This is a genomic window from Duganella sp. SG902, from assembly GCF_013376005.1.
GTDB lineage: Bacteria > Pseudomonadota > Gammaproteobacteria > Burkholderiales > Burkholderiaceae_D > Rugamonas.
In genome coordinates this window covers 1-13,224 of the sequence record NZ_JABMJK010000002.1, presented here as the reverse complement: position 1 = coordinate 13,224, position 13,224 = coordinate 1, and the positions used below count along the sequence as shown (strand labels likewise).

13 protein-coding genes are annotated in these 13,224 nt (G+C 68.7%); 4 read left to right on the top strand and 9 right to left on the bottom strand.

Going from position 1 to position 13,224, the window contains the following annotated elements:
• Window positions 1-8: 8 nt before the first annotated feature.
• The gene (locus FHW83_RS03530) at window positions 9-590 is read right to left on the bottom strand and encodes a malonic semialdehyde reductase (protein ID WP_176644992.1); all 582 of its coding nucleotides are present in this window, start codon (window positions 588-590) and stop codon (window positions 9-11) included.
• Window positions 591-671: 81 nt separating this feature from the next.
• Here FHW83_RS03530 and FHW83_RS03525 point away from each other — a divergent pair, with 81 nt between their 5' ends.
• A complete protein-coding gene (locus tag FHW83_RS03525) occupies window positions 672-1,097 on the top strand; it encodes a DUF1841 family protein (RefSeq protein WP_176644991.1) in 426 nt (141 codons plus the stop codon).
• Between the two features lie 13 nt (window positions 1,098-1,110).
• Here FHW83_RS03525 and FHW83_RS30450 read toward each other — a convergent pair whose 3' ends face one another.
• Together FHW83_RS30450 and FHW83_RS30445 are read right to left on the bottom strand one after the other, a co-directional pair.
• On the bottom strand, window positions 1,111-1,455 hold the full coding sequence (locus tag FHW83_RS30450) for a cytochrome c (RefSeq protein ID WP_218106074.1): 345 nt from the start codon (window positions 1,453-1,455) through the stop codon (window positions 1,111-1,113).
• 11 nt (window positions 1,456-1,466) lie between these two features.
• On the bottom strand, window positions 1,467-1,805 hold the full coding sequence (locus tag FHW83_RS30445) for a cytochrome c (RefSeq protein ID WP_218106067.1): 339 nt from the start codon (window positions 1,803-1,805) through the stop codon (window positions 1,467-1,469).
• A gap of 192 nt (window positions 1,806-1,997) precedes the next feature.
• On the opposite strand from FHW83_RS30445, the gene FHW83_RS03515 reads away from it, so the two are divergent.
• The 3 genes from FHW83_RS03515 to FHW83_RS03505 are packed head-to-tail and all read left to right on the top strand — an operon-like array spanning window position 1,998 to window position 4,607.
• Window positions 1,998-2,846 carry a MoxR family ATPase gene (locus tag FHW83_RS03515; protein ID WP_176644990.1) on the top strand — a complete coding sequence of 283 codons (849 nt, stop codon included), beginning with the start codon at window positions 1,998-2,000 and terminating at the stop codon, window positions 2,844-2,846.
• A complete protein-coding gene (locus tag FHW83_RS03510) occupies window positions 2,843-3,436 on the top strand; it encodes a GNAT family N-acetyltransferase (protein WP_176644989.1) in 594 nt (197 codons plus the stop codon). Before FHW83_RS03515 ends, FHW83_RS03510 begins: the two co-directional genes overlap by 4 nt.
• A gap of 1 nt (window position 3,437) precedes the next feature.
• Complete coding sequence (locus tag FHW83_RS03505; protein ID WP_176644988.1) at window positions 3,438-4,607, top strand: VWA domain-containing protein; 1,170 nt, start codon at window positions 3,438-3,440, stop codon at window positions 4,605-4,607.
• 1 nt (window position 4,608) lies between these two features.
• Here the strand turns inward: FHW83_RS03505 and kdpE are convergent, their stop codons facing one another.
• The 6 genes from kdpE to FHW83_RS03475 form a co-directional block, all read right to left on the bottom strand.
• A complete protein-coding gene (kdpE, locus tag FHW83_RS03500; RefSeq protein ID WP_176645551.1) occupies window positions 4,609-5,304 on the bottom strand; it encodes a two-component system response regulator KdpE in 696 nt (231 codons plus the stop codon).
• Between the two features lie 5 nt (window positions 5,305-5,309).
• Window positions 5,310-8,102, bottom strand: a complete 2,793-nt coding sequence (kdpD, locus tag FHW83_RS03495; protein WP_176644987.1) for a two-component system sensor histidine kinase KdpD — start codon at window positions 8,100-8,102, stop codon at window positions 5,310-5,312.
• Between the two features lie 16 nt (window positions 8,103-8,118).
• Window positions 8,119-8,700, bottom strand: a complete 582-nt coding sequence (kdpC, locus tag FHW83_RS03490; protein ID WP_176644986.1) for a potassium-transporting ATPase subunit KdpC — start codon at window positions 8,698-8,700, stop codon at window positions 8,119-8,121.
• A gap of 81 nt (window positions 8,701-8,781) precedes the next feature.
• Window positions 8,782-10,896, bottom strand: coding sequence for a potassium-transporting ATPase subunit KdpB (gene kdpB / locus FHW83_RS03485; protein ID WP_176644985.1), 2,115 nt, complete (start codon window positions 10,894-10,896; stop codon window positions 8,782-8,784).
• A gap of 9 nt (window positions 10,897-10,905) precedes the next feature.
• Complete coding sequence (kdpA, locus tag FHW83_RS03480) at window positions 10,906-12,717, bottom strand: potassium-transporting ATPase subunit KdpA (protein ID WP_176644984.1); 1,812 nt, start codon at window positions 12,715-12,717, stop codon at window positions 10,906-10,908.
• Window position 12,718: 1 nt separating this feature from the next.
• Entirely contained in the window at window positions 12,719-12,808 is a 90-nt protein-coding gene (locus FHW83_RS03475) for a potassium-transporting ATPase subunit F (RefSeq protein ID WP_176644983.1), read from the bottom strand.
• Window positions 12,809-13,224 lie beyond the last annotated feature (416 nt).

The following is a 13,224-nucleotide window of genomic DNA, read 5'->3' as shown; positions in this document are numbered from 1 at the left end:
TTTTTCGCCTAGACGATCCGGCACGCCTCGTCGAACGACAGGCGCGGCGCGCGCGGGCGCACCTTGGCCGGGTCGCCGTGGCCGAGGTTGCAGATGAAGTTGGACTTGATGGCGGTGCCGGCGAAGAAGGCCGCGTCCACCTTGGCGTTGTCGAAGCCCGACATCGGCCCCACGTCCAGGCCCAGCGCGCGCGCCGCCAGGATCAGGTAGCCGCCCTGCAGCGAGGAGTTGCGGAAGGCGGTCGACTGGATCGCCGCGTCGTTGCCGGCGAACCAGGAACGGGCGTCCACCGCCGGCGACAGCCGCGGCAGCTTCTCGTGGAATTCCAGGTCCATGCCGACGATCACCGTCACCGGCGCCGCCAGGGTCTTGGCCAGGTTGCCTTCCGACAGCGCCGGCGCCAGCCTGGCCTTGGCCTCGGGCGAGCGCACGAACACCAGCCGCGCCGGCGAGCCGTTGGCGGCGGTCGGCGCCCAGCGCAGGGCGTCGTACAGCTGGCGCAGCTGCTCGTCGCTGACCGGGCGGTCCTGCCAGCCGTTGTGGGTGTGGGCGTTGTAGAACAGGGTGTCAAGGGCGGATGGGTTCAGCATGGCGTGAGGCGTGAGTTGGTCGGACCGCCATCTTACCAGCCGCGCCGGGCGCCCGCCTCCGGCAAGAGGTACAATGGCGCCATGTTCAATCCATCCTCAGACGACGTCCGCCGCTTTTTCTGCGAGACGTACCGCAAGCAGCGCGCCAACGAGCTCCTGACGCCGCTGGAAACCATGGCGTCCGACTGGATCCGCCACCATCCCGAATACCACGACGTGCTGGGCGACGTCGAGACGGCGCTCACGCGCGACTACCAGGTCGAGGGCGCGCAGGCCAATCCGTTCCTGCACCTGTCCATGCACCTGTCGATCGACGAGCAGATCTCGATCGACCAGCCGCCCGGCATCCGCGCGCTGGCCACCGCGCTCACCCTCAAGCTGGACGACGCCCACGCGGCGCAGCACGAGATCATGGAGTGCCTGGGCGAGATGATCTGGCACGCCCAGCGCACCGGCACCGCGCCCGACGGCGCCGCCTACATCGAGGCCATCAAGCGGCGCCTCTGAGCGTCATGCCGGCTCAGCGGTGGGTGGCCAGCGTGCCCGGCAGGCTGTGCAGATAGGCCGCGATGTCCTTGATGTCCTGGTTGCTCAGCGGCTTGACCTGGCCGGTCATGATGGCGTTGTTGCGGCCGTTGGCGCCGTCGCCGCGCTTGTAGGCCTTGAGCGCGTGCTCGAGGTAGTCGCGGTGCTGGCCGGCCAGCTTCGGATAGCTGGCGTCGATCGGGGTGTTGAAGTCCTTGCCGTGGCAGCTGAAGCAGGCGTATTTCTCGGTCAGGGCCTTGCCCGCCTCGACGTTGCCGGCCGCCTGCGCGGCGCCGGCGGCGATCAGGGCCAGGCCCAGGGCGGCGATGGTGTTTTTCATGAACTCAGTCCTCATTTCGGGTCCGCGGTGCGGGTCTGCTGCGCGTAGAACGCGGCCACGTCGGCGATGTCCTGGTCCGACAGGCTGGCGGCGATGCCCTTCATCGACGGATGCTTGCGGTCGCCCTTCTTGTACGCCTGCAGCGCGCCCTCGATGTACTTGGCCGACTGGCCGCCGATCATCGGCACCTGGTACACCTCGGGGAAGGTGGCCTTGTAGCCGGGGATGCCGTGGCAGCCGATGCACATTTCGATCTTGGCTTTGGCGTTCTGGACATTGCCCACGACCTCGGCGGCGACGGCGACGTGGGACAAGCCTGCGAGCACGAGGAGTGCGGTGAGTTTTTTCATGGTGTCTCTAAGTAAGTAATCGGATACGGCTATCTCGGATACTACTACCACGGTGCCACTATATTGACTTTTGTACTATTTGTGCAGGGATTCTAACCCAAGTACTTTTTAGAAACAACACGGCCGCCACGCGGCGGCGCGCGCCGGCGCCGGCGTTTCGCCCTATACTGTTTCATTTATCCGGACATTCCCATGCACGCTCGTTTTGAAGGTTCCGACCACTACGTCGCCACCGCCGACCTGAAACTGGCCGTCAACGCCGCCCTCACCCTGCAACGCCCGCTGCTGATCAAGGGCGAGCCCGGCACCGGCAAGACCATGCTGGCCGAGGAGGTGGCCGCCGCGCTCGGCATGCCGCTGCTGCAGTGGCACGTCAAGTCGACCACCAAGGCGCAGCAGGGCCTGTACGAGTACGACGCCGTGTCGCGCCTGCGCGACTCCCAGCTCGGCGACGAGCGCGTGCGCGACATCCATAATTACATCGTCAAGGGCGTGCTGTGGCAGGCCTTCACGGCGCCCGCGCCGGTGGTGCTGCTCATCGACGAGATCGACAAGGCCGACATCGAGTTCCCCAACGACCTGCTGCGCGAGCTGGACCGCATGGAGTTCCACGTCTACGAGACGCGCGAGATGGTGCGCGCCGTCCACCGCCCGCTGGTGATCATCACCTCCAACAACGAGAAGGAGCTGCCGGACGCCTTCCTGCGCCGCTGCTTCTTCCACTACATCAAGTTCCCCGACCGCGACACCATGGCGCAGATCGTCCAGGTGCACTATCCGCACCTGAAACAGGCCTTGCTGGCGCAGGCGCTGCAGACGTTTTATGAGCTGCGCGAGGTGCAGGGCCTGAAGAAGAAGCCCTCGACCTCGGAATTCCTCGACTGGCTCAAGCTCCTGATGGCGGAGGACATTCCGCCGGAAGCGCTGCGCAGCCGGGACAGCAAGGCCATCGTGCCGCCGCTGCACGGCGCGCTGCTGAAGAACGAGCAGGATGTCCATCTGTTCGAGCGTCTGGTCTTCATGTCGCGCAGCAACCGATGAACACCGTCCTGCCCACCACGCTGGAACTGCACGGCGTGCGCCTGGAACCGCTGGGCGCCCACCACGCCGACGGCCTGCGCGCGGCCGCCAGCGATGGCGCCTTGTGGCAGCTGCGCGTCACCTCGGTGCCCGAGCCGCACGAGGTGGACGCCTACATCTACAAGGCCATCGAGCAGCGCCCCACCCGGCTGGCGTTCGCCGTGATCGACGCCGCCAGCGGCGCGCTGGTCGGCACCACCAGCTACCACGACATCGTGCCGGCCATCGGCCGCCTCGAGATCGGCTACACCTGGTACGCGCGCAGCTGGCAGCGCACCCACGTCAACACCACCTGCAAGCTGCTGTTGATGACGCACGCGTTCGAGACGCTGGGCGCGGCGCTGGTCGGGCTGCGCACCGATAATTTCAACCACGCCTCGCAGGCCGCCATCGAGCGCCTGGGCGCCAAAAAGGACGGCGTGCTGCGCCACCACGCCCTGCGCCGCGACGGCACCGTGCGCGACACGGTCATGTACAGCGTCGCGGCCGGCGAGTGGCCGGAGATCAAGGCGCATCTGCGCTACAAGCTGGCGCGGCACGGGATGGCCTGAGATGCTGATCGATTTCTTCTTCACGCTCAAGGACGCCCGGATCCCGGTCAGCATCAAGGAGTTTCTGACGCTGCTGGAGGCCATGCAGAAGCAGGTCATCGGCGCCTCGCTCGATGAGTTTTACTATCTGGCGCGCCTGACGCTGGTCAAGGACGAGGCCCACTTCGACAAGTTCGACCGCGCCTTCGGCCAGTACTTCAAGGGCGTCGACGCCGCCTTCGAGGCGCAGGGCGCGGTGCCGCTGGACTGGCTGGTGCAGCGCATGAAGCGCGAGCTGACGCCCGAGCAGATCGCGGCGCTGGAAAAGTTCGGCTACGACAAGCTGATGGACCGGCTGCGCGAGCTGCTCAAGGAGCAGAAGGAGCGCCACGAGGGCGGCGGCAAGTGGATCGGCACCGGCGGCACCTCGCCGTTCGGCCACGGCGGCACCAACCCGGAGGGCATCCGCATCGGCGGCAAGGGCGGCAACCGCGGCGCGGTCAAGGTGTGGGAGGCGCGCAGCTACAAGGACTACGACGGCGAGCGCGAGATCGGCACCCGCAACATCAAGGTGGCGCTGCGCCGCCTGCGCAAGTTCGCGCGCCAGGGCGCGGCCGAGGAACTGGCGCTGGACGCCACCATCCGCGCCACCGCCAGCAACGCCGGCTACCTCGACATCAAGATGCAGCCCGAGCGCAAGAACAACATCAAGGTGCTGATGCTGTTCGACGTCGGCGGCACCATGGACGACCACGTCGAGCGCACCGAGGAGCTGTTCTCGGCCGCGAAGTCGGAGTTCAAGAACATGGAGTTCTTTTACTTCCACAACTGCGTCTACGATCACGTGTGGAAGAACAACCGGCGCCGCCATTCGGAGCGCTTCCCGACCTGGGACGTGCTGCGCAAGTACCCGCCCGACACCAAGCTGATTTTCGTCGGCGACGCCACCATGAGCCCCTACGAGATCCTGCAGCCGGGCGGCTCGGTCGAGTACAACAACGCGGAGGCGGGCAGCGCCTGGCTGGCGCGCTGCACGGCGGCCTTCCCGAAGTTCGTCTGGCTCAACCCCGAGCCGGAAAACATCTGGCAGTACCGCCAGTCGGTCGGCATCATCCGCCAGCTGATGAACCACCGCATGTTCCCGCTCACCATGGACGGACTGGAACGCGCCATGCGCACCCTGAGCAAATAGTTCAGGGCAGCTGCAGGCGGTAGCCGACCGCCGTCTCGGTCAGCAGGTAGCGCGGCTGGGCGGGGTCTTGTTCCAGCTTGTGGCGCAGGTGGCCCATGTAGATGCGCAGGTAGTGGCCGTTCTCGGCCTGCGAGGGCCCCCACACGGCGCGCAGCAGCTGCGGGTTGGTCATCACCCGGTTGGCGTTGCCGGCCAGCACCGCCAGCAGCCGGTATTCGGTCGGCGTCAGGTGCACATGCTCGCCGTTGCGGGTGACGCGGCGCTGTTGCAAGTCCAGCGCCACCTCGCCGAAGCGGATCAGGCCGTCGCCGGCGGCGGCCGGCTGGCGCTGGCGGCGCAGGGTGGCGCGCACCCGCGCCAGCAGTTCGCCGGTGCCGAACGGCTTGGTCAGGTAGTCGTCGGCGCCGGCGTCCAGCGCGCGGATCTTGTCGGCCTCGCCCACCCGCGCCGACAACACGATCACCGGCACCGTCGACCATTTGCGCAGGTCGCTCACGAAGTCGACGCCGTCGCCGTCCGGCAGGCCCAGGTCGAGCACGATCAGGTCGGGCTGGCGCGTGCCGGCGTCGATCAGGCCGCGCCGCAGGCCGGCCGCCTCGTGCACCTGCCAGCCCTCCTGCTCCAGCGCGGCGCGCACGAAGCGGCGGATTTGCGGCTCGTCCTCCACCAGCAGGGCGGTCGGCGCGCTGTCAGTCATGGTGATCACTCATATGCTTCCTCGTCCGGCATGGCCGGTGGTGTGCCCAGCGGCAGTGTGAAGGTGAAGGCGGCGCCGCCGCCATCGTCGTTGGCGGCGCCGATGCCGCCGCCGTGCGCCTCGACGATGGCGCGGCAGATCGCCAGCCCCAGTCCCACGCCCGGCTTGGCCGATTCGCGCTCGCCGCGCGTGAACTTCTCAAACAGCAGCTCGGCGCGCCCCGGCGGCAAGCCCGGGCCGTCGTCGGCCACCGTCACCCGCAGCCAGGCGCCGTGCGGCGCGGCGCGGATGGCGACGCGCGCGCCCGGCGGCGTGTACTTGGCGGCGTTTTCCAGCAGGTTGGCCAGCACCCGCTCGATCAGCACCGCATCGTACCGCACCAGCGGCAGGTCCGGCGCCAGCGCGGTGCTGACGCGGTGCGCCGTCAGTTGGGCGGCGCTGGCGCGCAAGGCGCTGCCCACCACCTCCTCCAGCGGCTGCCATTCCAGATGGAGTTTCACTTCGCCGCTCTGCAGCCGTGCCATGTCCAGCAGGTTGGCCACCATGGTGCTCATGCGCAGCGCCTCGGCATGCAGCGCCCGCGCCGCCTCCCGCTGCGCCGCGCTCAGCGCCGGCGTCGAGCCGGCCAGCCCTTCGGACAGGCCGACCAGCGCGGTCAGCGGCGTGCGCAGGTCGTGCGACAGCGCCGCCAGCAGCGAGTTGCGCAGCCGCTCGGACTCCATGCTGACCAGCGCCTGCTGCGCCACCTCGATGTAGTGCACCCGCTCGAGCGCGATGGCGGCCAGCGCGGCGAAGGTGTCCAGTTGCTGGCGCTGTTCCGGGATCAGCAGCCAGCGCCGCTGCGCCGGCTCGATCGCCAGCACGCCGCGGGTGCGCATCGGCGCCACCAGCGGCAGGTAGAAGATGCGGCTGGCCGGCAGGGTGGCGGTGCCCAGGCCGGCCGGCTCGGCGCGGTCGTAGGCCCACTGGGCGATGCCCAGGTCCAGCACCGACAGCGGCGCGCCGCCGGCCCGGTCGGCGCCGGCCGGCGGCGGCTGCAGGCGGCCGTCGGCGTCCGGCAGCAGCAGCGTGGCGCGGGCGCGGAAGGCGCGCTGGATCACGCCGCGGGTGGCGTCGAAGATTTGCTCGGTTTGCAGCACGCCGGACAGTTCGCGGGCGAATTCGTACAGGGCGCGGGCGCGCCGTTCGCGCTGCGCCGCCACCCGCGCCTGGAAGCGCAGGCCGGCGGTCAGGTGGCCGGTGATCAGGCCCACCGCCAGCATCACCACGAAGGTGATCAGGTACTGGAAGTCGCTGACGGCGAAGGTGAAGCGCGGCGGCACGAAGAAGAAGTCGAAGCAGGCCACGCTGACGCAGGTGGCCAGCACCGACGGCCCGCGTCCGAAACGCACCGCCACCAGCACCACCACCAGCAGGAACAGCATGGCGATGTTGGCCAGGTCGAGGTAGGCCAGCAGCGGCGTGGCCGCCAGCGCGGTGGCTATGCTGGCCAGCGCCGCGACGATGTAGCCGGCCTTGCGGCCGCGCCGCTCCGGGGCGGCCGCAAGGCCGGCGTCGGCGTCGGCCTCGGCGCCGCCGCCCCATGCGCCGTGCGCGGCATCGCCGGCGTCGGCGGCGCCGCCGGCGCCGCGCGGCGGGGTGCGTGGGGTGCCGATTTCGATCAGGTCGAGGTCGGGCGCGTGTTGCGCCAGCCGCTCGATGGGCGGCGTGCGCCACGGTCGCCACGCGCCGCGGTGGGCGCGGCCCAGCACCAGCTTGGACAGGTTGTGGCTGCGCGCGTATTCGAGCGCGGTGGCGGCGATGTCCTGCCCCGCCAGCACGGCGGTGCTGGCGCCCAGCGTTTCGGCCAGTTTCAGGTGCCGCAGGATTTGCTCGCGCCGCGCCGCCGGCAGCCGTTGCAGCGCCGGCGTCTCGACGTACACCGCGTGCCAGCCGGTGCCCAGCTGGCTGGCCAGGCGCGCCGTGCCGCGCACCGTGTGCTCGCCGTCGGCGCGCGGGCCGACGCAGGCCAGCAGCGCGGCGCCGGTCTGCCAGATGTCGGCGATCGATTGCTCGACGCGGTAGGCGCGCACGTCGCCCTCGATGCGGTCGGCCGTGCGCCGCAGCGCCAGCTCGCGCAGCGCGATCAGGTTGCCCTTGCGGAAGAAGTTTTTCGAGGCGCGCTCGGCCTGCGCCGCCTGGTACACCTTGCCGCCCCGCAGGCGCGCCAGCAGTTCGTCGGCCGGCAGGTCGACCAGCACCACCTCGTCGGCGTGGTCGAACACGGTGTCGGGCACGGTCTCGGCGACGCGGATGCCGGTGATGCCGCCCACCACGTCGTTCAGGCTTTCCAGGTGTTGCACGTTGACGGTGGTGAGCACGTCGATGCCGGCGTCCAGCAGTTCGTCGACGTCCTGCCAGCGCTTGGGGTGGCGCGAGCCGGGCGCGTTGGAGTGCGCCAGTTCGTCCATCAGGATCAGCGGCGGCCGCGAGGCCAGCGCGGCGTCGAGGTCGAATTCGGCCAGCTGTTTGCCGCGGTAGGCGACGCTGCGCGGCGCCAGCTGCGGCAGCCCGGCCAGCATGGCGGCGGTGTCGGCGCGGCCGTGGGTTTCCACCACGCCGACCAGCACCGGCTGGCCTGCGGCCTGCAGCTGGCGCGCGGCGGCCAGCATGGCGTAGGTCTTGCCGACGCCGGCCGAGGCGCCGAAGTAGATGCGCAGCTTGCCGCGCGCCGCCTTGCGTTCCTGCGCCCGCACCTGCGCCAGCAGCGCGTCGGGGTCGGGGCGGTCGGGGCGGACCGGGTCGGAGGGGAAGGCCATGCGCGGGATTTTACTCTCAGCCGCGCGCTTGTGCGCGTTCCAGCGCCAGATTCAGCGCCAACACGTTGACGCGCGCCTCGCCGAAGAAGCCGAGCCACCGCGGCCGCGTGGCGCGCTCGATCAGCGCCAGCACCTGCTCGCGGCTGATGTGGCGCGCGCTGGCCACGCGGCCGGCCTGATAGCGCGCCGCCGCCACGCTGATCTCGGGATCGAGGCCGCTGGCCGAGGCGGTGACCAGGTCGACCGGGACCGGCGCGGTGTTGGCCGGATCGGCCGCGCGCAAGGCTTCGATGCGGCCCTTGACGGCGTCCAGCAGGGCCGGATTGTAGGGGCCGAGGTTGGAGCCGCCGGAGCCGGCCGCGTTGTTCGGCATCGGCGCCGTGGCCGACGGCCGGCCCCAGAAGTACCGCGGCGAGGTGAAGGCCTGGCCGATCAGCGCCGAGCCGACCGCCTTGCCGTTCACCTCGACGATGCCGCCGGCCGCCTGGCCCGGGAAGGCGGCGGCGCCGATGCCGGTGACGGCCAGCGGGTACAGCACGCCGCAGATCAGGGTCAGCGCGGCAAACACGGTGACGGCGGGACGGATATGAGATGTCATGATAGCTCCAGAACAGCGTCATTCCCGCGCAGGCGGGAATCCATGCTGAGGATGGGCTCCCGCCTGCGCGGGAGCGACGGGTTATACAAGGTTGAACGCGGCCAGCAGCATATCGATGGCCTTGATGCCGATGAACGGCAGGATGACGCCGCCCACGCCGTACAACAGCAGGTTGCGGCGCAGCAGGGCCACGGCGCCGATGGCGCGGTAGCGCACGCCCTTGAGCGCCAGCGGGATCAGCACCACGATGATCAGGGCGTTGAAGATCACCGCCGACATGATGGCCGACGCCGGGCTGGCCAGGTGCATGATGTCCAGCGCCCTCAGTTGCGGGAAGGTGCCGACGAACGCCGCCGGGATGATGGCGAAGTATTTGGCGATGTCGTTGGCGATCGAGAAGGTGGTCAGCGAGCCGCGCGTCATCAGCATCTGCTTGCCGATTTCGACGATCTCCAGCAGCTTGGTCGGATTCGAGTCCAGGTCGACCATGTTGCCCGCCTCCTTGGCCGCCTGCGTGCCCGAGTTCATGGCCACCGCGACGTCGGCCTGCGCCAGCGCCGGGGCGTCGTTGGTGCCGTCGCCGGTCATGGCCACCAGCCGGCCTTCGGCCTGGTAGCCGCGGATCAGTTTGAGCTTGTCCTCCGGCGTGGCCTCGGCCAGGAAGTCGTCCACGCCCGCTTCGGCGGCGATGGCGGCGGCGGTCAGCTTGTTGTCGCCGGTGATCATCACGGTCTTGATGCCCATGCGCCGCAGCTCGGCGAAGCGCTCCCTGATGCCGCCCTTGACGATGTCCTTCAGCTCGACCACGCCCATCACGCGGCCGCCGTCGACCACCACCAGCGGCGTGCCGCCGCGGCGCGCGATGTCGTCCACCGCGCGCGCCACCTCGGGCGGATACGGCTGGCCCAGCGAGGCGACGTATTGGCGCACGGTGTCGGCCGCGCCCTTGCGCAGGCTGCGCACCGCGCCGGCCGCATCGCCCGGCAGGTCGACGCCGCTCATGCGCGTCTGCGCGCTGAACGGCACGAACACCGCGTTCAGCGCCGCCATCTCGCGTTCGCGGATGTTGAACTTCTGCTTGGCCAGCACCACGATGCTGCGCCCTTCCGGCGTGTCGTCGGCCAGCGAGGCCAGTTGCGCCACGTCGGCCAGCTGCTGCTCGGTGACGCCCGGCGCCGGCACGAAGGCCGCGGCCTGGCGGTTGCCCAGCGTGATGGTGCCGGTTTTATCGAGCAGCAGCACGTCGACGTCGCCGGCCGCTTCCACCGCCCGGCCCGAGGTGGCGATCACGTTGGCCTGCATCATGCGGCTCATGCCGGCCACGCCGATGGCCGACAGCAGGCCGCCGATGGTGGTCGGGATCAGGCACACCAGCAGCGCGATCAGCACGGTGATCGACACCGGCGCGCCGGCGCCGGCGGCGCTGACCGAGAACAGCGAGAACGGCAGCAGGGTCACGCTCACCACCAGGAACACGATGGTCAGCGCCACCAGCAGGATGGTCAGGGCGATCTCGTTGGGCGTCTTCTGGCGCTTGGCGCCCTCCACCATCGAGATCATGCGGTCGAGGAAGGTCTCGCCCGGGTTGGCGGTGACGCGCACCACCAGCCAGTCCGACAGCACGCGGGTGCCGCCGGTGACCGAGGAAAAGTCGCCGCCCGACTCGCGGATCACCGGCGCCGATTCGCCGGTGATGGCGCTTTCGTCGACCGAGGCCACGCCCTCGATCACCTCGCCGTCGATCGGGATCACGTCGCCGGCTTCGACCAGGATGGTGTGGCCCTTGCGCAGCTCGAGCGCCGGCGCCGGCAGCCAGGTGGTGCCATGCTTGGGCGTGGCCAGCTTCTTGGCCGTCACGCTCTGTTTCAGGCTGCGCAGCGAGGCCGCCTGCGCCTTGCTGCGGCCCTCGGCCAGCGCCTCGGCGAAGTTCGCGAACAGCACGGTGAACCACAGCCACACGGCGGTGGCGGCGATGAAGCCGAACGACGCCTCGCCCTTGCCGCCCAGCGCCTGCGCCGCCAGCAAGGTGGTGAGGATGCTGCCGACGTAGACCACGAACATCACGGGGCTGCGCAACTGGGTGCGCGGGTGCAGCTTGCGCACGGCGTCGGCCACGGCCGGCAGCACCAGCGTGGACTCGAACATGCGCAGCCTCCTGGCCGGAGGATTGGTGAACAAGGTACTTGCTTGTGACATGGTGACTCCTTATTGGGCAAACAGCTGCAGATGCTCGACGACCGGGCCGAGCGCCAGCGCCGGCACGTAATTCAATACGCCGACCAGCGCCACCACGCCGCACAGCAGGCCGATGAACATGGCGCCATGGGTCGGCATGGTGCCGGCGTTGGCCTCGAGGCGCCGCTTGCCGGCCAGCGAACCGGCGATGGCGAGGATCGGCACGATCATGGCGAAACGGCCGAACCACATGGCGATCGCCAGCAGGGTGTTGTAGAACGGCGTGTTGGCGGACAGGCCGGCAAAGGCGCTGCCGTTGTTGTTGGCGGCCGAGCTGAAGGCGTACAGGATTTCCGAGAAGCCGTGCGCGCCGGGATTGGCGATGCCGGCCTTGCCGGCGTCGCACAGCACCGCGATCGCGGTGCCGGCCAGTACCAGCGTCGGCGTAACCAGGATGGCGATCGCGGTCATCTTCATTTCATAGGCCTGGATTTTCTTGCCCAGGTATTCGGGCGTGCGCCCGATCATCAAGCCGGCGATGAACACCGCCATGATGGCGAAGATCAGCATGCCGTACAGGCCGGAGCCGACGCCGCCGAAGATCACCTCGCCGAACTGGATCAGCAGCATCGGCACCAGCCCGCCCAGCGGCATGAACGAGTCGTGCATGGCGTTGACCGCGCCGCACGAGGCGGCGGTGGTGACGGCCGCGAACAGCGCCGAGGCGCTGATGCCGAAGCGCGTCTCCTTGCCCTCCATATTGCCGCCGGCCTGCAGCGCGCTGGCGCCCTGGTCGACGTTGAGCGCCTGCAGGCCCGGATGCGCGGCCTGCTCGGCGCCCAGCACGAACACGGTGCACGCCACGAACAACAGCGTCATCGCGCCCAGCACCGCCCAGCCCTGGCGCTGGTCGCCCACCATGCGGCCGAAGGCGAAGCACAGGCCGGCCGGGATCAGGAAGATGGCCAGCATCTGGGCGAAGTTGGTCAGCGCGGTCGGATTTTCGTAAGGGTGGGCCGAGTTGGCGTTGAAGAAGCCGCCGCCGTTGGTGCCCAGCATCTTGATCGCCTCCTGCGACGCCACCGGGCCCATGGCGATGGTTTGCGTGGTGGCGGTCAGCGTCTCGGTCAGCGGCTGGCCCTTGGCGTCCAGCAGCGGCTGGCCGTCGGCGCCCACCTTCGGCTGGGTGTAGGTGACGGGGTCGAGCAGCTGGACCTCTTTATATGGCGAGAAGTTCTGGATCACGCCCTGCCCCATCAGGAACACGGCCAGCAGCAGCGACAGCGGCAGCAGCACGTACAGGGTGGAGCGCGTGAGGTCGACCCAGAAGTTGCCGATCGATTTGGCCGAGCGCGACGCGAAGCCGCGGATCAGCGCGTACGCCACGGCCATGCCGGTGGCGGCCGAGAAGAAGTTCTGCGCCGCCAGCGCCAGCATCTGGGTCAGGTAGCTCATGGTCTGCTCGCCGCTGTAGCCCTGCCAGTTGGTGTTGGCGACAAAGCTGACCGCCGTGTCGAACGCCGAGTCGGGGCTGACATTGGCCATGGCCTGGGGATTCAGCGGCAGCCACAGTTGCACCCGTTGCAGCCCGTAGGTGAACAGCGCGCCGATCACGCTGAACAGCAGCAGCGCCACGGCGTACGACTTCCAGCCCTGCCCCTGCTTGGGATCGACGCCGGCGGCGCGGTAGATCAGATGTTCGATGCGCGCCAGCCAGCGCATGCCTGGCACGGGGCCGGCGCCCGCCTCGCCGACGCGGGCCAGCAGCGCGCCCAGCGGCCAGGCCAGCGCCAGCAGCACGGCCAGGAAGACGATCAACAGCACGATGGATTGCGTGGTCATGTTACAGCTCCTCCGCCTTCAGCAGGGCCGCCACCAGGTAGACCAGCAGGCCGGCCGCGGCGATCGCGCCGATCACATAGAACGTGTTCATGACTGGCCTCCCGATTCGGCCAATTTGTCGCAGCCGGCGGCCATGACCACCGTCAGCAGGAAAAACAGCGCCATGGCGCCGATAAATACAAAGTCCATCACACCCTCACAGGTCTTGTTTTGATGGAATGAAGCTTAGCGACAAGGGCCTAAAGATTTTGTAAAGACTGGGCTGCGGAGTGTAAACAAGGCGTAAAAATTTGGAGGATATAGGGAGGGGGTTTCTTTTTTCGCGGTTTTACTAAAATTGCCTATCCCGTACTACCTACACCTATTCATCGATAAGCGGAACTAAAAGTGACCTGATCGGAACTTTGTAGCCATGCGGCTGGTTAGTCTTCATGATATTTTTACACATGGAGGCTAGATGAAGAAACGATTTACCGACGAGCAGATTATTGGGATTTTGCGCCTGGC

Excerpts from the sequence above, each read along its gene's own strand:
- FHW83_RS03510 (WP_176644989.1), top strand. The coding sequence starts at position 2,843 with ATGAACACCGTCCTGCCCACCACGCTGGAACTGCACGGCGTGCGCCTG.
- FHW83_RS03530 (WP_176644992.1), bottom strand. The coding sequence starts at position 590 with ATGCTGAACCCATCCGCCCTTGACACCCTGTTCTACAACGCCCACACC.
- FHW83_RS03515 (WP_176644990.1), top strand. The coding sequence starts at position 1,998 with ATGCACGCTCGTTTTGAAGGTTCCGACCACTACGTCGCCACCGCCGAC.
- kdpB (WP_176644985.1), bottom strand. The coding sequence starts at position 10,896 with ATGTCACAAGCAAGTACCTTGTTCACCAATCCTCCGGCCAGGAGGCTG.
- FHW83_RS30450 (WP_218106074.1), bottom strand. The coding sequence starts at position 1,455 with ATGAAAAACACCATCGCCGCCCTGGGCCTGGCCCTGATCGCCGCCGGC.
- FHW83_RS03505 (WP_176644988.1), top strand. The coding sequence starts at position 3,438 with ATGCTGATCGATTTCTTCTTCACGCTCAAGGACGCCCGGATCCCGGTC.
- kdpE (WP_176645551.1), bottom strand. The coding sequence starts at position 5,304 with ATGACTGACAGCGCGCCGACCGCCCTGCTGGTGGAGGACGAGCCGCAA.
- FHW83_RS03475 (WP_176644983.1), bottom strand. The coding sequence starts at position 12,808 with ATGAACACGTTCTATGTGATCGGCGCGATCGCCGCGGCCGGCCTGCTG.
- FHW83_RS03525 (WP_176644991.1), top strand. The coding sequence starts at position 672 with ATGTTCAATCCATCCTCAGACGACGTCCGCCGCTTTTTCTGCGAGACG.
- kdpD (WP_176644987.1), bottom strand. The coding sequence starts at position 8,102 with ATGGCCTTCCCCTCCGACCCGGTCCGCCCCGACCGCCCCGACCCCGAC.
- FHW83_RS30445 (WP_218106067.1), bottom strand. The coding sequence starts at position 1,805 with ATGAAAAAACTCACCGCACTCCTCGTGCTCGCAGGCTTGTCCCACGTC.
- kdpC (WP_176644986.1), bottom strand. The coding sequence starts at position 8,700 with ATGACATCTCATATCCGTCCCGCCGTCACCGTGTTTGCCGCGCTGACC.
- kdpA (WP_176644984.1), bottom strand. The coding sequence starts at position 12,717 with ATGACCACGCAATCCATCGTGCTGTTGATCGTCTTCCTGGCCGTGCTG.